At 74.2% G+C, this 17,276-nt stretch carries 20 protein-coding genes; 13 read left to right on the top strand and 7 right to left on the bottom strand.

Going from position 1 to position 17,276, the window contains the following annotated elements; translation table 11 throughout:
• Window positions 1-56: 56 nt before the first annotated feature.
• Entirely contained in the window at window positions 57-920 is an 864-nt protein-coding gene (locus ABD126_RS10365; RefSeq protein ID WP_343933507.1) for a hypothetical protein, read from the top strand.
• An 8-nt stretch (window positions 921-928) separates the two neighbouring features.
• Here ABD126_RS10365 and ABD126_RS10360 read toward each other — a convergent pair whose 3' ends face one another.
• Window positions 929-2,302, bottom strand: coding sequence for an amidase family protein (locus ABD126_RS10360; RefSeq protein WP_343933506.1), 1,374 nt, complete (start codon window positions 2,300-2,302; stop codon window positions 929-931).
• Window positions 2,303-2,328: 26 nt separating this feature from the next.
• Window positions 2,329-2,781 (bottom strand): DUF1707 SHOCT-like domain-containing protein, encoded by a 453-nt coding sequence (locus ABD126_RS10355; protein ID WP_343933505.1) that lies wholly within the window; start codon window positions 2,779-2,781, stop codon window positions 2,329-2,331.
• Window positions 2,782-2,869: 88 nt separating this feature from the next.
• On the opposite strand from ABD126_RS10355, the gene ABD126_RS10350 reads away from it, so the two are divergent.
• On the top strand, window positions 2,870-3,757 hold the full coding sequence (locus ABD126_RS10350) for a pentapeptide repeat-containing protein (protein WP_343933504.1): 888 nt from the start codon (window positions 2,870-2,872) through the stop codon (window positions 3,755-3,757).
• A 39-nt stretch (window positions 3,758-3,796) separates the two neighbouring features.
• Here ABD126_RS10350 and ABD126_RS10345 read toward each other — a convergent pair whose 3' ends face one another.
• Entirely contained in the window at window positions 3,797-4,309 is a 513-nt protein-coding gene (locus ABD126_RS10345; RefSeq protein WP_343933503.1) for a CGNR zinc finger domain-containing protein, read from the bottom strand.
• Between the two features lie 26 nt (window positions 4,310-4,335).
• On the opposite strand from ABD126_RS10345, the gene ABD126_RS10340 reads away from it, so the two are divergent.
• Together ABD126_RS10340 and ABD126_RS10335 are read left to right on the top strand one after the other, a co-directional pair.
• Window positions 4,336-4,512, top strand: coding sequence for a hypothetical protein (locus tag ABD126_RS10340; protein ID WP_343933502.1), 177 nt, complete (start codon window positions 4,336-4,338; stop codon window positions 4,510-4,512).
• Entirely contained in the window at window positions 4,509-5,189 is a 681-nt protein-coding gene (locus ABD126_RS10335; RefSeq protein WP_343933501.1) for a TetR/AcrR family transcriptional regulator, read from the top strand. Before ABD126_RS10340 ends, ABD126_RS10335 begins: the two co-directional genes overlap by 4 nt.
• Here the strand turns inward: ABD126_RS10335 and ABD126_RS10330 are convergent.
• The gene (locus ABD126_RS10330; protein WP_343933500.1) at window positions 5,094-5,978 is read right to left on the bottom strand and encodes a ferredoxin family protein; all 885 of its coding nucleotides are present in this window, start codon (window positions 5,976-5,978) and stop codon (window positions 5,094-5,096) included. The genes ABD126_RS10335 and ABD126_RS10330 overlap by 96 nt on opposite strands.
• 116 nt (window positions 5,979-6,094) lie before the next feature.
• Between ABD126_RS10330 and ABD126_RS10325 the strand changes: the two genes are divergently transcribed.
• Window positions 6,095-6,787: an alpha/beta fold hydrolase gene (locus ABD126_RS10325; protein WP_343933499.1), complete on the top strand. Its 693-nt coding sequence runs from the start codon at window positions 6,095-6,097 to the stop codon at window positions 6,785-6,787.
• An 86-nt stretch (window positions 6,788-6,873) separates the two neighbouring features.
• Window positions 6,874-7,578 carry an SDR family NAD(P)-dependent oxidoreductase gene (locus ABD126_RS10320; RefSeq protein WP_343933632.1) on the top strand — a complete coding sequence of 235 codons (705 nt, stop codon included), beginning with the start codon at window positions 6,874-6,876 and terminating at the stop codon, window positions 7,576-7,578.
• A gap of 55 nt (window positions 7,579-7,633) precedes the next feature.
• Here ABD126_RS10320 and map read toward each other — a convergent pair whose 3' ends face one another.
• Window positions 7,634-8,425, bottom strand: a complete 792-nt coding sequence (map, locus tag ABD126_RS10315) for a type I methionyl aminopeptidase (protein WP_343933498.1) — start codon at window positions 8,423-8,425, stop codon at window positions 7,634-7,636.
• Window positions 8,426-8,498: 73 nt separating this feature from the next.
• Here map and ABD126_RS10310 point away from each other — a divergent pair, with 73 nt between their 5' ends.
• Both ABD126_RS10310 and ABD126_RS10305 read left to right on the top strand, forming a co-directional pair.
• A complete protein-coding gene (locus tag ABD126_RS10310) occupies window positions 8,499-8,756 on the top strand; it encodes a helix-turn-helix domain-containing protein (RefSeq protein WP_343933497.1) in 258 nt (85 codons plus the stop codon).
• Window positions 8,757-9,362 carry a class I SAM-dependent methyltransferase gene (locus ABD126_RS10305; protein WP_343933496.1) on the top strand — a complete coding sequence of 202 codons (606 nt, stop codon included), beginning with the start codon at window positions 8,757-8,759 and terminating at the stop codon, window positions 9,360-9,362.
• Window positions 9,363-9,390: 28 nt separating this feature from the next.
• On the opposite strand, the gene pip is transcribed toward ABD126_RS10305, so the two are convergent.
• Window positions 9,391-10,338: a prolyl aminopeptidase gene (gene pip, locus ABD126_RS10300; RefSeq protein ID WP_343933631.1), complete on the bottom strand. Its 948-nt coding sequence runs from the start codon at window positions 10,336-10,338 to the stop codon at window positions 9,391-9,393.
• 46 nt (window positions 10,339-10,384) lie between these two features.
• Here pip and ABD126_RS10295 point away from each other — a divergent pair, with 46 nt between their 5' ends.
• The gene (locus tag ABD126_RS10295) at window positions 10,385-10,861 is read left to right on the top strand and encodes a MarR family winged helix-turn-helix transcriptional regulator (RefSeq protein WP_343933495.1); all 477 of its coding nucleotides are present in this window, start codon (window positions 10,385-10,387) and stop codon (window positions 10,859-10,861) included.
• Window positions 10,862-10,880: 19 nt separating this feature from the next.
• Here ABD126_RS10295 and ABD126_RS10290 read toward each other — a convergent pair whose 3' ends face one another.
• Entirely contained in the window at window positions 10,881-11,819 is a 939-nt protein-coding gene (locus ABD126_RS10290; RefSeq protein ID WP_343933494.1) for a helix-turn-helix transcriptional regulator, read from the bottom strand.
• A gap of 825 nt (window positions 11,820-12,644) precedes the next feature.
• On the opposite strand from ABD126_RS10290, the gene ABD126_RS10285 reads away from it, so the two are divergent.
• The 4 genes from ABD126_RS10285 to ligD (ABD126_RS10270) all read left to right on the top strand — a co-directional run bounded on the left by ABD126_RS10285 (window position 12,645) and on the right by ligD (ABD126_RS10270) (window position 17,074).
• Window positions 12,645-13,631: a tyrosine-type recombinase/integrase gene (locus ABD126_RS10285; protein ID WP_343933493.1), complete on the top strand. Its 987-nt coding sequence runs from the start codon at window positions 12,645-12,647 to the stop codon at window positions 13,629-13,631.
• A 164-nt stretch (window positions 13,632-13,795) separates the two neighbouring features.
• Entirely contained in the window at window positions 13,796-14,728 is a 933-nt protein-coding gene (ku, locus tag ABD126_RS10280) for a non-homologous end joining protein Ku (RefSeq protein ID WP_343933492.1), read from the top strand.
• The gene (gene ligD, locus ABD126_RS10275; RefSeq protein ID WP_343933491.1) at window positions 14,728-16,176 is read left to right on the top strand and encodes a non-homologous end-joining DNA ligase; all 1,449 of its coding nucleotides are present in this window, start codon (window positions 14,728-14,730) and stop codon (window positions 16,174-16,176) included. The genes ku and ligD (ABD126_RS10275) overlap by 1 nt, the downstream gene beginning before the upstream one ends.
• Entirely contained in the window at window positions 16,169-17,074 is a 906-nt protein-coding gene (gene ligD, locus ABD126_RS10270; protein ID WP_343933490.1) for a non-homologous end-joining DNA ligase, read from the top strand. The genes ligD (ABD126_RS10275) and ligD (ABD126_RS10270) overlap by 8 nt, the downstream gene beginning before the upstream one ends.
• The last annotated feature ends 202 nt before the right edge of the window (window positions 17,075-17,276 follow it).

Genomic DNA, 17,276 nt, shown 5'->3' with positions numbered 1-17,276 from the left:
TCGTCACGTAGGGGTCCGTGCGGTTGGATGTGCCGGTGCCCGAATTACCCGATCGAGTGAAGGCCTGGTTGGGTCGGCCGGACCTGGCGTGGCCGCGGCGGTGGGACGGGTTGGCCGCTGTCGTGGCCGAGCTGTCGGCGCGGGTGCTGGCGGGGCCCGGCGGGCGGGATGCCGCCGAAGGGGTGACCGAGGCGCTGGTGGCCGCGATCGGCGAGCACCAGGCGCACCGGGCGGAGTTGGCCGGGCTGGTCGACCGGGTGCTGGACCTGCACGCCGTGGCGTGTGCCGCCGACCCGCCCGATCCCGACCGCCTCGCCGGGTGGCTGCTGCACCTGCAGACCGGGTTCCCCGAACCGCCCGAGGTCCGGCTCGCGCCCTACGCGGCGGCGCTGGGCGAGCGGGGGTTGGCGCGCTACCGGCAGGAGGCGGTGGCGCGGTTCGAGCGGTTGCCGGTGATCGGGTTCGGGCAGACCGGGCGGTACGACCGCGAGCGGTGGGCGTTGCTGCGGGTGATGGAGGAGTTGGCCGAGTACACCGGCGACGTCGACCTCCAGGTGCTGGTGCTGGCCCGGGACCTGTCCTCGGGGTGGCACTACCTGCAGGTCGCGACCGTGCTGCGGGACGCGGGGCGGTCGGCGCAGGCCCTGGACTGGGTGGCGCGCGGGCTGGCCGCCACCGGTGGGCGCGGCGCGGCCGGGCGGCTGGTGGACCTGGCGGTGGACGAGTGCCTGCGGCTGGGATCGCCGGCGCGGGCGGTGCGGTGGCGGCGGGAGGCGTTCCTGGCGTCGCCGACCCCGGAGAACTACTCCCGGCTGCGCGGGCTGGCCCGCGCGCACGGCGTGTGGGACGCGGTGCGCGACGAAGTGCTGGCCGCGGTCACCGACACCGCGTTGCGCGACGACCTGGCCCGCCTGGGCTGACCGGGGTCTCAGCTGTAGGCGGGCGGGCGGCGGTCGGTCCACGGGCGGGCGCGTTCCAGGTGGCCGGCGGCGGCCAGCACGGTGTTCTCGCCGTGCGGCGGACCGACCAGCTGCACCGCCAGCGGCAGACCGGACGCGGTGTGCCCGGCGGGGACGGCCGCCGCCGGGTTGCCGGCGATGTTCCACAGCGGCAGGAACGTCGTCATGCGCGCCGCCGCCAGCAGCGCCGCCACGGTCGGGCGGCGACGCCACTCCGCGACCCGCAGCGGCGGGCGGGTCAGCACCGGGGTGAGCAGCAGGTCGTGGTCGGCGAAGATCCGGTTGGCGTGGCCGGTCAGCGCCGCGCCCTGCTCCAGCGCCGCGCGGACCGCCTGGCGCGGCAGGGCCCGGCCCAGCGCCGCCACGCGGCGGGTGCGGGGGTCCAGCCGGTCGGGGCGGTCCAGGGTGGCCTCGGTGACGGCCGCGCAGTGCAGGTAGCGGGCGGCGAAGGCGGCCGAGCCGGACACGTCGCGCATCTCCGGGTCCAGGCGCACCACGTCGTGGCCGAGGTCGGCCAGCAGGCTCGCGGTGTCCAGGACGGCGTCGCGGACCTCCGCGCCGATCGGGATGCCCGGCCCCCAGGTGCGCAGCGACACCGCGACGCGCAGCGGTCGGGGGTCCCTGGTGGCGGCGGCGGTGTGGTCGTGGCCGGGGGCCAGGACGTCCAGCAGCAGCGCGGCGTCGCGGACGTGCCGGGTGATCGGGCCCGCCGCGACCAGCCCGGTCCACACCTGCTCGTCCAGCGGCACGTGGTCGCGGTGCGGTTTGAGGCCGAACAGGCCCGTGCACGCCGACGGGATGCGCACCGACCCCGCGCCGTCCGTGCCCACCGCGGCCCCCACCAGCCCGGCCGCGACGGCGGCGGCCGACCCGCCGCTGGACCCGCCCGGCGAGTGCTCCGGCGACCACGGGTTGCGCGTCGCGCCCGCCCAGCTGCTCTCGGTGTAGGGCCACAGGCCCAGCTCCGGCATCCGGGTCCGGCCCACGACCACGGCCCCGGCCGCGCGCAGCCGCCGCACGATCTCGGAGTCGGCGGCGGCGGTCGCCTCGACGCCGGCGGTGCCGTTGGTGGTGGGCAGACCCGCGACGGCCAGGTCCTCCTTGACCGCGACCGGCACCCCCAGCAGCGGCGCGTCCTCGCCCCGGGCGCGGCGGGCGTCGGCCTCGGCGGCGTCGGCGCGGGCCCGGTCGGCGAACACCAGCCGGAACGCGTTGAGGCGGCGGTCGTGGGTGTCGATGCGGCGCAGGCACTCGGCGACCAGGTCGCGGGAGGTCAGCTCGCCCGCCCGCAGCAGCTCGGCTTGCCGGGCGGCGCCCGCGAAGCACGCGTCGGTCAGGTCCATGTCCGAACCCTAGGGCAGGAAGCGGCTCACGTCGGCCGGTGACGCGCGCGGTGGCGCAGCACGAGGTACGCGACCAGCAGCAACGGCCACGGGAACGGCAGCGGCGACGCGATCCACGCCACGACCGCGATCACGGCGACCACCGCGGCGACCGGCGGCCGGCCCCGCCCGACCAGGTGCGCCCGCCCGTGCGGGGTGCCGACCAACCCGGACTGGCCGGCGAGGTGAGGCGGTCCGGCCGCGCCAGGGGGACCGGCCGCACCGGAAGGGCCGGCGAGTGGCGGCAGGTCGGCGGTGAGCGGCGCGAGTTCGGCGCGGTGGACGGCCGTGTAGGCGGCGGTGATGCGGTCCTCGGCTTCGGCCAGGGTGAGCCGGCCCTCGCCGACCGCGTCGCGCAGCCGGGCCGCGACGGCGTCCCGTTCGGTGTCGGAGGCCCGGACGGCGTCCGGCGGGATGGGCTGTGGGGTGGGTTGCGGCATGGGTCGATGGTCGGCGCGGGGCGCGGGTCTCCGCATCGGTCGAGGGGCGGTGACGCGGACTACGTCCACCGACGTACGCGGTGCGGGCATGATCGGTGTCATGCCGACGTGGGTGCTGTGGCTGGCGGTTGCGCTGGTGCTGGTCGTGATCGTCGCGCGGCACCGGCGGCGCGCGCGGGCCGAGGTGCTGCTGGACGAACACGCCCGCCGCCGCACCCAACGGGAGACGCCGTCGCCGGTGTCGGTGTGGCGGGAGGCCAACCGCCTGTTCCGCGCCGGCGACCGGGAGGGGTTGCTGCTGCTGGCCGAGATCGGCCGGGAGCTGCCCGCGCGGCGGCAGGACGTGGTGGACACGTGGCTGGCGGCGTTGCGCGGCGGGGTCAGCCGGGGCCTGGACGCGCGCTGGCGCACGGCGGTGCAGAGCGAGCTGGTCGCCCACCTGCGGCCCGGCGCGGACTACTGGCCGGGCATGGACGTGCGGGCGGCCGGGGCGATCCTGGTGGAGGTGGACCTGTCCGGGTGCCGGGTGGGGCGGGTGGACTTCACCGGTGCGGTGTTCGTCGGCGACGCCCGGTTCGAGGCGATGACGGTGACCGGGGCGGCGGTGTTCGACGGGGCGCGGTTCCTGCGGCACGGGCTGTTCACCGACACGCTGTTCGCGCGGTCGCTGTCGATGGCGGCGGCGGTGTTCACCGGCAACCTGGCGCTGTCGGGGGTGCAGGTGGCCGACGCGGCGCAGCTGTCGGGGGCGAAGGTGTCGGGGCGGGCGGACCTGCGGCGCGCGGAGTTCGGCGGGCCGGCCGGGTTCGAGTCGGTGTTCTTCGGCGGGCGGGCGCTGTTCGGCGAGGTCGTGTTCCACCGGGACGCGCTGTTCACCGGGGCGTGGTTCCGGGGGCGCACGGACGTGACCTCGGCGCTGATCGGCGAGACGGCCGACTTCGCCGGGGCCCGCTTCGGCCGCCGCGTCATGCGCTGACCCACCGTCCCGCGCGGTCGGGTGTCACGCGCTCGGGTGTCACGCGGTGCGGCGGCGGTGGCGGGCCACCTGTTCCCGGTTGGCGCAGCGGGTGGTGCAGTAGCGGCGGCGGCCGTTGCGGGAGGTGTCCACGTAGACCGTGCCGCACCCCGGGCGGGCGCAGTGCCCCAGGCGGCCCGGGTCCTCGCACAGCACGTGCGCCAGGCCCGCGGCGGTGAAGGCGCGCACCCGGTCGGGGGTGGGGGCGTGCTCGGGGGCGAAGTGCAGGTGGGGCGCGCGGCCGTCGTGGGTGGAGACGTACGGGCGGGCCGCGGCTTCGGCGAGCAGCTCGTTGACGTGCGCGACGTGGTCGGCTCCGCCGGTGAACACCGGTTCCAGGCGGCGCGCCCACGCGACCAGCTCGCGGGCCTGCGCGTCGGTCAGGGTGCCCAGGGGCTTGTAGCCGTGGTCGCGCAACAGGTCGAGCAGGTGCGCGGCGGTGGCCGCGCGGTCGGCGTTGACCAGGGACGCGGCCAGCTGCGCCGCCGCCCCTCCGTAAGGGTTGAAATGCACTGAACCATGACACCACGCTGGGTGGCGTGACGACCAGATGCCCTTCCTGCGGGTGGCCCACCACCGACCACGCCCACCCGGCGTCCGTGCACGGCCGCACGGCCTACCTCCGCTGCGTGTGCGGCCTGTGGCTGGTGCTGGACTCCGGGCAGGTGGTGGCCACGGCCGGCGGCGCGAGATCGGCTATCGTCCCGTCCCCGTGACCACCCGCCGCGAGCTGCTGTGCGACACCGTGATCTCCGTGCTGGCCGCCGAGGGCGGCCGGGGGCTCACCCACCGCGCCGTGGACCGCGCCGCCGGCGTCCCGCTGGGCACCACCAAGAACTACTTCCCCACGCGGGAGGCGCTGCTGCGGGCGGCGGCCGAGCGGATGACCCGGCTGCACGCCGAGGCGGTGGCCCGGCTGCGCGACACCACCCCCGCCGACGTCACCCCGACCCGGGTGGCCGAGCTGTACCCGGCGCTGCTGCGCCGCGCGGTGCTGGAGGACCCCGCCCACCTGCTCGCGATGGCCGAGCTGTACCTGGAGGCGGTGCGGCGGCCCGCCGTGCGCGAGGCGCTGGGCCGCATGGTCGTCTCCAACGCCGAGGCGGGCGCGTCGCTGCACCGCGCCGCCGGGCTGCCCTCCACCGCCCGGGACGCGGGCCTGCTCGACGCCTACTTCCTCGGGGTGGCGGTGTCGCTGCTCGCGCTGCCCGCCGACGCCCTGCGCGCCACTGGCCTGGACGACCCCTACGCGCTGGGCCTGGGCCTGTTCCGGGCCGCCGTGCCGCCCACCACCGACTCAGGCCACCGGGACCAGCCGCTGCACGCCGGTCGCGACGAGCCGGGTGGGCACGACGGGGACCGCCCCGCAGCTTCCGGGACGTGCCGGCGGTAGGTCGCGGCTCTCCACCGCCACCCGCCACACCCGCCCGTCGGCGTGCCGCACGGTGGTGCCGTGCACGGTCAGCACGTCCCGGTCTTCGCCGAGGCGTTCCCGCACCGCCAGCTCCGCGACCTGCCCCTGCTTGTCGAACGCCGACCGGCCCCGGCACCGCCGCGTCACCACCCGCCCGTGCGCGGCCTCGTGCAGCAGGTGCTCGGCGAACCCGACGTCCAGCCGCCCGTACAGGTAGCCGGTGGGCAGCAGCACGCCGGTGGGGGAGAAGCGGTGACCGCCGGTGTGCGTGCACTCCCACACCGCCTCCGGGTGACTGGCCGAAAGCGCCGCGACCAGCGGCCGGCCCCACAGGGCGCAGCACACGTCCCGCCGGCTGTTCGTGCACACCATCAGCAGCGGCTCACCGCTCACCTCGCCCAGACCGGGCCGCCGCCCGGCGGCCAGCGCGGCGAAGTCCAGCTCCAGCAGCCGCCGCGGGTCGGTGTCGGCGCGTTCCAGCCAGGACGCGCCCGGCGCCGTGGACGCCACGTACACCCGGCGCGGCGCGGGCCGGTGGGTGTCGGCGTGGTGGCCGGGGCGGCGGATCAGCAGCACCCGCACCCCGGCGGCCTCCGCGCGGCGGCCCAGTTCCGCGCCCAGCTCCGGGTCCAGGTGGCTGCCGGTCAGCGCGTCGCGGCCCCACGGACCCGGCTGTTCCAGGCAGATCCACGCGGCGGCGGTGGCGGCGGTGCCCGCCTGCGGCTCGTGCAGGTCCGCCGACACGGCGGCACAGCGTGGCTCGGTCACCACACCAGAGTGCACCCGTACGGCCGTTCGGGTGACTTCAGGGTTGCCGAACAGCGCGTTTTGCTCACAGCGGAACCCCCGACGGGGCCGCCGGCGCGCCCCGTACGGTGGGCGGCATGATCACCGGAACCGCGGCCGGCGTGCCGTACGTGGCCCTCCCGCCCCGCACCGGCCGGCGACTGGTCCTCGTGTGGCACCTGCTCGGCGAGCCCGGCACCCCGGAGGACATGGCGGCCACCCTGCCGCTGCCCGACCTCGACGCCTGGCGCGTCTACCCGGCCCTGCCGCTGCGCGACCCCGGACCGGACTTCCTGCTCGACGGCTACGCGCCCCTGGTCACCGAGGCCGCCGACGCCGTGCCCGACCTGGTCACCGCGCTGCGCGGCGAACTGGGCTGCGCCGGACCGGTCGACGTCGTCGGCGGCTCCGCGGGCGGGCACGTCGCGCTGCTGACCGCCGTGCGCGGCGAGGTCCCGGTGCGGCGGGTGGCCGTGGTCAACCCCGCCGTGACCGCCGAGTCGGTGGTGGAGGCGTCCGTGGCCGCCGCGTCCCTGCCCGGCTACGACTGGACGCCCGCCGCCCGCGCCGCGGCCGAACCCCTGGACGTCCTGGCCGCCGCCGACCGGCTCACCGCGCCCCTGCTGGTGGTGCGCGGGGCCGACGAGTACCCGGCGTTCCGGCCCGTGCAGGAACAGCTGTGCGACTCGGTGCCCGGTGCCAAGATCGTCGACGTGCCCGGGCTGGCGCACATGCTGGTGACCCGGGTGGACGAGGTGCGGGCGGAGGTGTCGGCGTGGCTGAGCGACTGACCCCGGGCGACCCATCGACCCCGAACGACCGGCCGGCCCCGGACGACCGATCGACCGCAGACGACCGGCCGGCCCCGGGCGACCGGCTGACCGTGGTGACCGGTGGCAGCCGGGGGATCGGCGCGGCGACCGTGCGCCGGCTGGCCGCCGACGGCCACCGCGTCGTGCTCGGCTACCGCGCCGCCCGCGAGGAGGCCGAGCAACTCGCCCGCGAGGTCGGCGGCCTGGCCGTGCGCTGCGAGGTGTCCGACCCCGACGACGTGGACGCCCTGTTCACCGCCGCCGCCCGCCTCGGCCGCGTCACCGGCGTCGTGATCAACGCCGGCGTCACCAGCCCCGCCGGGCCGCTGGCCGACACCGAGGTCGCCGACCTGCGCCGCGTGCTCGACGTCAACGTCCTGGGCGCCCTGCTGTGCGCCCGCCGCGCCGCCCGCGACCTCACCGAGGGCGGCGCGATCGTCTCGGTGTCCTCGGCCGCGGCCACCCTGGGCAGCCCGGGGGAGTACGTCCACTACGCCGCCAGCAAGGCCGCCGTGGACGCCATGACCATCGGCCTCGCGAAGGAACTGGGCCCGCGCGGCATCCGGGTCAACGCCGTCGCCGCCGGCACCGTCCACACCGACATCCACCGGCTCACCGGCGTCCCCGACCGCCCGGACCGCGTCGCCCCGCTCATCCCGCTGCGCCGCGCCGGACAGCCCGAGGAGATCGCCGCCGCCGTCGCCTGGCTGCTCGGCGACGACGCCTCCTTCACCACCGGCGCGATCCTCCGCGTCGCCGGCGGCCTCTGACCAACGCCACCACCCCGCCTCCGACCAACGCCCGCGGCGGCCCCTGACGCGGGGGTCACGCGCCGGCGGCCACCGGCACGCGGGGAGCGGTCAGCACCCGCGGACCCGACTCGGTGATCGCCACCGTGTGCTCGACGTGCGCCGCGCGGCTGCCGTCCACCGTGCGCAACGCCCACCCGTCCGGGTCGGTGGTGTAGGCGTCCCGGCCGCCCGCGTGGAACATCGGCTCGATCGCCAGCGCCATGCCCGCCCGCAGCGTCAACCCCCGCCCCGGCCGGCCCTCGTTGGGCACGCCCGGCGACTCGTGCATCGCCCGGCCGATGCCGTGCCCGCCGAAGTCCTCCGGGATGCCGTACCCGGCCGCGCGCCCGATCCGGCCGATCGCGGCGGACACGTCACCCATCCGCGCGCCCGGCACCGCCGCGGCGATCGCCGCGGCCAACGCCCGCTCGGCGGTCTCGATCAGCGCCACGTCCGCCGGGTCGGCCCGCCCGACGACGAAGCTGATCGCCGAGTCGCCGTGCCAGCCGTCCACGTGCGCGCCGCAGTCGATGCTCACCAGGTCGCCCTCGCGCAGCCGGTAGCCGGCGGGGATGCCGTGCACGATCACGTCGTTGACCGAGGCGCAGATGTGGCCCGGGAACGGCGTCGGCGCGAACGACGGCCGGTAGTGCAGGAACGACGACCCCGCGCCCGCCGCCCGCACCACCTCCGCGGCCACCTCGTCCAGCTCCAGCAGCGACACCCCGACCCGGGCGTGGGCACGCACCGCCGCCAGCGCGTCGGCCACCACCAGGCCCGCCACGCGCATCGCGTCGAACTCGCCGGGGGACTTCAACTCGATCACCGACACCAACTCCCTACCGTGATAACAATACCGGTATAGATATCACAGCAGCGCCGGTATTACCATCACGCCCATGGTGCGACAGCCGCTCACCCAGTCCGACCGCGACCGCGGCGAACGCCTCGGCGACGCCCTGCGCCGCGCCCGCGGCGAGCGCAGCATGGTCCAGGTCGCCACCGCCGCCGGCATCTCCGTGGAAACCCTGCGCAAGATCGAACGCGGACGCATCCCCACCCCCGCCTTCTTCACCGTCGCCGCCCTCGCCGACGCCGTCGGGCTCTCCCTGGACGACCTGTGCCGCCAACTCACCGACGAGCGCCCCGCCGCCTAGATGCCCCGGCTGCCCGACCACACCACCCCCGAGCCCGTCCCGCTCGTCCCCGAGATCACCCTGCACACCGCCACCGACATCACCGCCCTCTGGGAAAGCACCGGCACCCCCGACCCGCCCTTCTGGGCCTTCCCGTGGGCCGGGGGACAGGCACTGGCCCGCCACCTGCTCGACCACCCCCACCTCACCGCCGGCCAGCGCGTCCTCGACCTCGCCACCGGCTCCGGCCTGGTCGCCATCGCCGCCGCCCGCACCGGCGCCCACGTCACCGCCAACGACATCGACCCCCTCGCCGGCGACGCCGCCACCCGCAACGCCCACGCCAACCACGTCACCATCACCGTCGAGATCACCGACCTGCTCGACACCGACACCGACCACGACGCGATCCTCGCCGGAGACGTCTTCTACGACCGCGACATGGCCGCCCGCGTCCTGCCCTTCCTGCACCGCGCCCACCACCGCGGCGCACTCGTCCTCATCGGCGACCCGCAACGCGCCCACCTGCCCCGCACCGGCCTCACCCGCGTCGCCACCCACGACGTCCCCGTCCCACACGACCTCGAAGGCACCACCCGACGCACCACCCACGTCTGGCGCCTCTAGCGCGAACCGCTACCACCGCTCGTGACGGTCAGCGCCGGTGGGCGAACTTGTCCGTCGCCGCCACCACCGCCTCCGTCATCCCCGGGTCCTGCGCGCTGTGCGACGCGCCGGACACCACCACCAACTCCGCGTCCGGCCACGCCCGCGCCACCTCCCACGCCGTCGCCACCGGACCCTGCATGTCCCACCGGCCGTGCACCAACACCGCCGGGATCCCGCGCAACCGCGGCATCTCCCGCAACACCTGCCCGTCCGCCAACCACGCCCCGTGCCGGAAGTAGCGGGCCGTGATCCGCGCGAACGCCGTCCGCCACCGCGGGTCCGACTCACGCGGCGACGGCTTGCGGTCCGGGTTCAACGTCAGGACCGACGACTCCCACGCCACCCAGTCGTCCGCCGCCTTGCGCCGCACCGCCGGGTCCGGGTCGTTCAACAACTCGTCGTAGGCCGCCACCAGGTCCACCGCCCCCTCCGGCGCACCCGCCCGGAACCGGTGCCACTGCTCGGGGAAGAACCGCCGCAACCCGCCGTAGAGCCACTCCAGCTCCTCGCGCCGACTCGTCGTCACCGCCACCAGCACGACCTCGGTCACCCGCTCCGGGAACGTCTGCGCGTAGTGCAACCCCAGCGTCGAACCCCACGACCCGCCGAACACCATCCACCGGTCCACACCCCGGTCCACCCGCAACCGCTCGATGTCCGCCACCAGGTGCGCCGTCGTGTTCACCGACAGGTCGGTCCCGTAGTCCGCCGCGTGCGGCGTCGACCGCCCCGAACCCCGCTGGTCGAACAGGATGATCCGGTAGGCGGCCGGGTCGAACTGGCGGCGCATGTCGGGGGAGCAGCCCGTCCCCGGACCACCGTGCAGGCCCACCACCGGCTTGCCGTCGGGGTTGCCGCACTCCTCCCAGTACACGAGGTTCCCGTCACCGACGTCGAGCATCCCGTGCGCGTACGGCTCGATCTCCGGGTACAGCACGCCGAACCCCCTCCAGAAGCAACAGTGCTGTTACATTAGGGGAGTGGACGACAACCCCACCACCGATTACCTCGGCACCCGCCTGCGCCACCTGCTCGACCTGCTCGACGACGGCGTGGCCCACGCCTACACCCGACTCGGCCTCGCCGGCTTCCGCCCCCGCTACAACCCGATCATCCGCATCGTCCACGCCCACGGACCCCGCTCCATCCGCGACCTGGCCGCCACCATCGGCGTCACCCACTCCGCCGTCAGCCAGACCGTCAACCAGATGCACCGCGACGGCCTGGTCGAACTCCACCCCGGCACCGACGCCCGCCAACGCATCGTCCACCTCACCCCCCGCGCCGAAGAACTCCTACCCGTCCTCGACGCCGAGTGGCACGCCACCACCACCGCCGCCCGCGAACTCGACGCCGAACTCCCGTACCCCCTCAGCGACCTCGTCGAACACGCCCTGCGAGCACTGGGGGAGCGCCCCATGCGCGACCGCGTCCACCCCCACCTGCGCGACGCGTAGCCACCACCCGCAACCGGCCTCACCCGTACCGGGCCACCAACTCCGCCCCCAACCGGGCCAACTCCGCCCGCACCGCGTCCGACTCCACCACCTCCACCAACGCACCCCACCCCGCCAGGTGCTGCGCGACCATCAGGGGAGTGGGAGCGGAAACCCGCACCCGCGCCACACCACCCTCGACACCCTCCACCACGCAGTGCCGCCCGAACTGGCCCCGCAACACCCGCACGTGCCGCTCCCGCACCAGCACCGTCGCGGCCGTCAACGTCTGCCACCCCTCGACCTTCGCCACGACGCCCTCCCACGCGTCCGCCAGGTCGAACCCCTCCGGCCGCACCGCCTCCTCGTCGGTCACCACCGCGTCCACCACGCGATCCACCCGGAACGTCCGCTGCCCGTCCGCCGTGCCCGCGACCAGGTACCAGACGTCGTCCTTGTCCACCAGCCCCAACGGATCCACCACCCGCTCGGACCGCTCACCGGACTTCTTGGCGTACCCCAACCGGACCTTCCGCCGCCGCACCACCGCCCCCTGCAACAACTCCACCAGCCGAGGCCGCTCGTGCAGCTCCTGCCCCCACCGAGCCGAATCCACCACCACCGCGCCCGCAGCCGCCTCGGCCGCCTCCCGGAACGTCTCCGGCAACGCCCGAACCAACTTCCGCAACGCCGCCTTGGCCTCCGCGTTGCCCGCCGCCGCCGGCCCCACCAACACGAACAACGCCTGCGCCTCGGCAGCACTCAACCCGCTCAGATCCGTCCGCGCGCGGCCGACCAGCTCCCAGCCGCCGTTGCGACCGGGCTGCGGGTAGACGGGGATGCCGGCCGTCGAGAGCGCCTCCAGGTCGCGACGAGCGGTCGCCACGGAGACTTCGAGCTCGGTCGCCAACTCGGCAGCCGTCACCCGCCCACGGGCCTGCATCAGGAGCAGGGCCGCCACCAACCGGTCCGCACGCATGGTGAGCAGTGTGCGGGGTTAAGTGCGCACCTGGTGAGCACTTTCGCGCGATTCGAACACCGGTTCGAACGGCGTGGGGGAGAGGTGGAGCGAACGGGCCGGGCGCGCTGGAGCCGAGCCGGCTGCGGCCTCCGGCCCCCGGAACGATCATCTCACGAGACACCGACAATCCCGGCGACCAACCGTCGACTTGGGCCAACGCGCGGCGCTGTGCGGCAACCGACGCCGGCGAAACAACGAATCCAGCGACGGAACGCCGTGGATCGCCCAGTGCGAGCGCAGCGGGATTCGGGGTGCAGGCTCGCGCGGTGCGGAGTGCGGGGCGGCGGCGCGAGGGGCGGTGGGCGCGCGGGCAGGCGTCGAGGCCCGTGGGAGTGGGTGCCGAATCCGCTTACTTAACATAATGTAGATTATCGGCGTTCCGGCGAGGCCTGGTTATCGGGGCGGACATACGTCACGTGACGTATCTGCGGTGGTGTCGCCGGATGGTCGGTTCGGCGGCGTTCGGCCCGGCGTCGGGTCGATGATCAAGCCTTCCCGGCCGTCCCGGGTGGCGTCTCGTTGGTCCGCCGGGTTCGCCGTCGCGTCGCGCGCTGCGGCTGTGCCACGTGACGTGTGCGAGGTGGTTCGGGGCTCCGAGGGGCGTCGGGCGGGAATGTCGGAAGCGGCATCCCCCGGTTGGTGCGGCGACCGGTCCACGGCCCTGTTTCATGGATAATCGCCATTATCCATGTGATCAACACTGCTGCTGCGCGCTTGGGGGTCTGACTGGCCGGCGATCGGCGTGGGCGCGGAATTGTCGGTGGCGTGCGCTAGGAAGATCACATGCTCGTCCTCGACGCCCAGGAGTCGTTCTTCCTCGCCCGCCGTCCGCGCAAGGACTCCCCCCACACCACGGCGGCCTACCGGCGCGACCTCGCCGGGGTCACCGCGCTGCTCTCCGACGTCGTCGGCACTCCCCCGGACCGGTTGCTGGTCGTCGACCTGACCGCCGGCAACCTGCGCAAGGCCTTCGGGGTCTTCGCCGACACGCACGCCAAGTCCTCCGTCCTGCGCGCGTGGTCGACGTGGAACCAGTTCCTGACCTTCTGCGTGGCCGAGGACCTGTTGCCGGGCAACCCGATGGGCGCTGTGGCGCGGCCGAAGACGCCGCCGTTGGTGCCCAAGCCGTTGCGGGGTGAGGACACACCGGAGCGGTTGTTGGCGGCGGCGGCGGAGGGGGCGCGCAAGGCGCGGGACCCGTGGCCGGAGCGGGACGTCCTGGTGTTGGCGTTGGGGTTGGTCGCGGGTTTGCGGTCGGCGGAGATGCGGACGTTGACGTTGGCCTCGGTGGTGGGGCGGCCCGGTGAGCGGCGGTTGCACGTGGCGGGCAAGGGCAACCGGGACCGGTCGGTGCCGATCGAGCCGGCGATGGACCGGATCATCGAGCAGTACCTGGAGTCGTGTCGGGCGCGGTTCCCGCAGGGGCGGTTCGACCGGGGGTCGGCGTTGTTGCGCGACCGGCACGGTGAGCCGATCGGGCGTGGTGGGTTGGAGTACCTGGTGCGGTCGTGCTTCCGGTGGGCGGGGTTGCACGACCGGGTGCCGTCGGGGGCGAACCTGCACGCGTTGCGGCACACGTTCGCGACGCGGTTGGCCGAGGACGGCGCGTCGGCGTCGGAGATCATGGCGTTGTTGGGGCACGCGTCGTTGGCGACGTCGCAGAACTACATCGAGGCGACGGCGCGGGAGCGGCGGGCGGCGGTGGCGGGGAACCGGACGTACGTGTCGTTGGCGAACCTGCCGTCGGCGCGGCGGGGTGACGGGGCGTGAGGCTGTTCGGGTGATGCCTGGGTGACCTTGTTCGAACGGGTGTGCGCGGGTGTCATGAGGGTGGCGTGGCGTGGCGTGGGGGTGCGTCTGCGGTGGAGGGCGAAACTGGTCCGATCGAGTGATGCCCTGGTGCGGGAACCGCGGTTGGCGGGTACTCACGTGGAATGAGGTCCGTGTGGCGTGGGGCGATCTCCTTCGGTCTGGTGACGATCGGTGTCCGGTTGTACACCGCGACGGAGGAGCACGACTTCCGGTTCCACCAGGTGCACCGGGAGGACGGTGGGCGGATCCGCTACAAGCGGGTGTGCCAGGTGTGCGGCGAGGAGGTTGCCTACGCCGACATCGCCAAGGGTTACGAGCTGGACGACGGCCGTGTGGTGGTGATGGACAGCGAGGACTTCGACAAGTTGCCGATCAACACCGATCACGCGATCGACGTGCTGGAGTTCGTGCCGGCGGAGGAGATCGATCCGATCTACTTCCAGAAGTCCTACTACCTGGAGCCGGACAAGGCGGCGACGCGGCCGTACGTGTTGTTGCGGACAGCGTTGGAGCGCAGTGGGCAGTTGGCGGTCGTGAAGATCACGATCCGGCAGCGGGAGACGTTGGCGATGCTGCGGGCCCGTGAGGACCTGTTGGTGATGCACACGATGTTGTGGCCCGATGAGGTGCGCAAGCCGGACTTCGACTTCCTGGACGGTGACGTTGAGGTGCGTCCGCAGGAGTTGAAGATGGCGTCGTCGCTGGTGGAGAGCATGGCGGGGTCGTTCGACCCGGGTGATTTCACCGACGACTACACCGAGGCGATGCAGAAGTTGATCGAGGCGAAGGCGGAGGGCGCGGAGTTGCCCGAGCAGCCGGAGGCCGAGGAGACCGGTGAGGTCATCGACTTGATGACGGCGTTGGAGCGCAGTGTGGAGCAGGCGCGGTCGGCGCGGGGTGAGGCGAAGCCGGCGGAGAAGAAGCCGGCGGCGCGGTCGTCGCGGTCGGGTGGGTCCGCGCGGTCGTCTGGGGCGTCGCGGTCGAAGGCGGCGGCGTCGAAGGCGAAGGAGACCAAGGAGAAGGCGCCGGCGAAGAAGAAGGCCAAGCCCGCCTGATGGGTGGGGACCTGTCGGAGTACCGGCGCAAGCGGGACGCCGGGCGGACGCCGGAGCCGGTGCCGGGTGCGGACGTGCCGTTGCCGCGCGGTGACGACGACACGTTCGTGATCCAGGAGCACCACGCGTCGCGGCTGCACTGGGACGTGCGGTTGGAACGGGGTGGGGTGCTGGTGTCGTGGGCGGTGCCGAAGGGGTTGCCGCCGGAGCCGGGGACGATCCGGTTGGCGGTGCGCACGGAGGATCACCCGTTGGAGTACGCGTCGTTCGAGGGGACGATCCCGAAGGGCGAGTACGGCGCGGGCGAGATGCTGATCTGGGACCGGGGCCGGTACGAGACGGTGAAGTGGAGCGACCGCGAGGTGGACGTGGTGCTGCGCGGGTCCCGGGTGGAGGGTGAGTTCGTGTTCTTCCGCCGTTCCTCGGGTGGGGACGGCAAGGACTGGATGGTGCGGCGGCGGCACGAGGCGGTGCGGCCGGACTGGGTGCCGTTGCCGGAGTCGATCGCGCCGATGTTGGCGACGGCGGCGGAGGGGTTGCCGGAGCGCAACGGGGACTACGCCTACGAGTTCAAGTGGGACGGGGTGCGGGCGGTCGCGCGGGTGGAGGGCGGCCGGGTGCGGTTGGTGTCGCGGTTGGGCAACGACGTGACCGCCACGTACCCGGAGTTGCAGGCGTTGGGCGAGTCGTTGGGCTCGACGCAGGTGTTGTTGGACGGGGAGGTCGTCGCGTTGCGGGGCGGTCGGCCCAGTTTCGGGGCGTTGCAGCAGCGGATGCACGCGTCGGGGGCGGCGGCGCGGCGGTTGGTGTCGAAGGTGCCGGTGACGTACCTGGTGTTCGACGTGCTGCACCTGGACGGGTCGTCGTTGTTGAACGTGCCGTACGCGCGGCGGCGGGAGTTGTTGGACGGGTTGGACCTGCGGGGGCCGTGTTGGGCGACGCCGCGGGCGTACCCGGGTGCGGGGCCGGAGGTGTTGGCGGCGTCGCGGGAGCAGGGGTTGGAGGGGGTGGTGGCGAAGCGGCTGGATTCGCCGTACACGCCGGGGATGCGGTCGCCGCACTGGGTGAAGGTGACGCGGGTGGCGACGCAGGAGGTGGTGGTCGGCGGGTGGCGGCCGGGTGAGGGCAAGCGCAAGGGAGTGGTGGGCGCGTTGCTGCTGGGGATCCCGGAGGGTGACGGGTTGGCGTTCGTGGGGTCGGTGGGGACGGGGTTCGGCGAGGCGGAGCTGCGGTTGTTGACCGAGCGGTTGGAGGGGTTGGCGGCGAAGCGGTCGCCGTTCGTGACGGAGGTGCCGCGGGAGCGGGAGCGGGGTGCGCGGTGGGTGCGGCCGGAGTTGGTGGGCGAGGTGGTGCACCGGCAGTGGACGGCGGACGGGCGGATGCGGTTCCCGACGTGGCGGGGGTTGCGGCCGGACCGGTCGCCTTCGGAGGTGCGGCGCGGTGGTTGAGTCGGCGGTGGTGCGGGTCGGTGAGCGGCGGCTGAAGCTGTCGAACCTGGGGAAGGTGCTGTACCCGGAGGTGGGGTTCACCAAGGCCGAGGTGATCGACTACTACACGCGGATCGCGCCGGTGCTGCTGCCGCACCTGGCGGGGCGGCCGTTGACGGTGCGGCGGTTCCCGGACGGGGTGGACGGGGAGTCGTTCTTCGAGAAGAACGCGCCGTCGCACGCGCCGGAGTGGGTGCGGCGGGTGCGGGTGGAGACGCCGGGGTCGTCGCGGGGGTCGGAGTACCTGGACTTCGTGGTGGTGGACGACCTGGCGACGTTGGTGTGGTTGGCGAACCTGGCGGCGTTGGAGCTGCACGTGCCGCAGTGGGCGGTGGGGCCGCGGGGTGGTCGCCGCTCCCCCGACCTGGTGGTGTTCGACCTGGACCCGGGGCCGCCGGCGACGGTGGTGGAGTGCGCGCGGGTGGCGCTGGTGCTGCGGGAGGTGCTGGTCGGCGACGGGTTGGCGCCGGTGGTGAAGACCAGCGGGTCCAAGGGGTTGCAGGTGTACGCGGCGGTGGAGGTGACCGATCCGTTGCGGCCGTCGGCGTACGCGAAGGCGGTGGCGCAGCGGTTGACGCGGGAGTTGCCGGACGAGGTGGTGTGGCAGATGACCAAGTCGGTGCGCACGGGGAAGGTGCTGATCGACTGGTCGCAGAACAACCCGGCGAAGACGACGGTGGCGCCGTACTCGTTGCGGGCGCGGCCGGTGCCGTCGGTGTCCACGCCGGTGGCGTGGGATGAGGTGGTGGCGTGCCGGTCGGTGTCGGACCTGGTGTTCACCGCGGACGAGGTGCGGGAGCGGGTGGGTCGGGTGGGTGACCTGTTCGCGGTGGAAAAGGCGTCGCCGCTGCCTGGGTGATCGTCTTGTCCTGGCCGGCTGCGCGTGGGCTGGCCGGCTCGGGGCGCAGTGGGCGGTCGGGGTGTGGCCTCCGGCCCCCGGGTCGATCGTCTCACGCGGCACCGACAATTTTCCGGCGGTCCGGCAGTTTCGGCAGGCCGGCGGTTCGGCAGGCCGGCGGTGAGGGGCGGGTTGGTGGGTCGGGTGTGGGTTGGTGGCAACT

The organism is Saccharothrix mutabilis subsp. mutabilis (genome assembly GCF_039521145.1).
Classification (GTDB): domain Bacteria; phylum Actinomycetota; class Actinomycetes; order Mycobacteriales; family Pseudonocardiaceae; genus Actinosynnema; species Actinosynnema mutabilis.
Note: the sequence above shows the minus strand (reverse complement) of the source record. Positions and strands in the feature narration are given on the sequence as shown.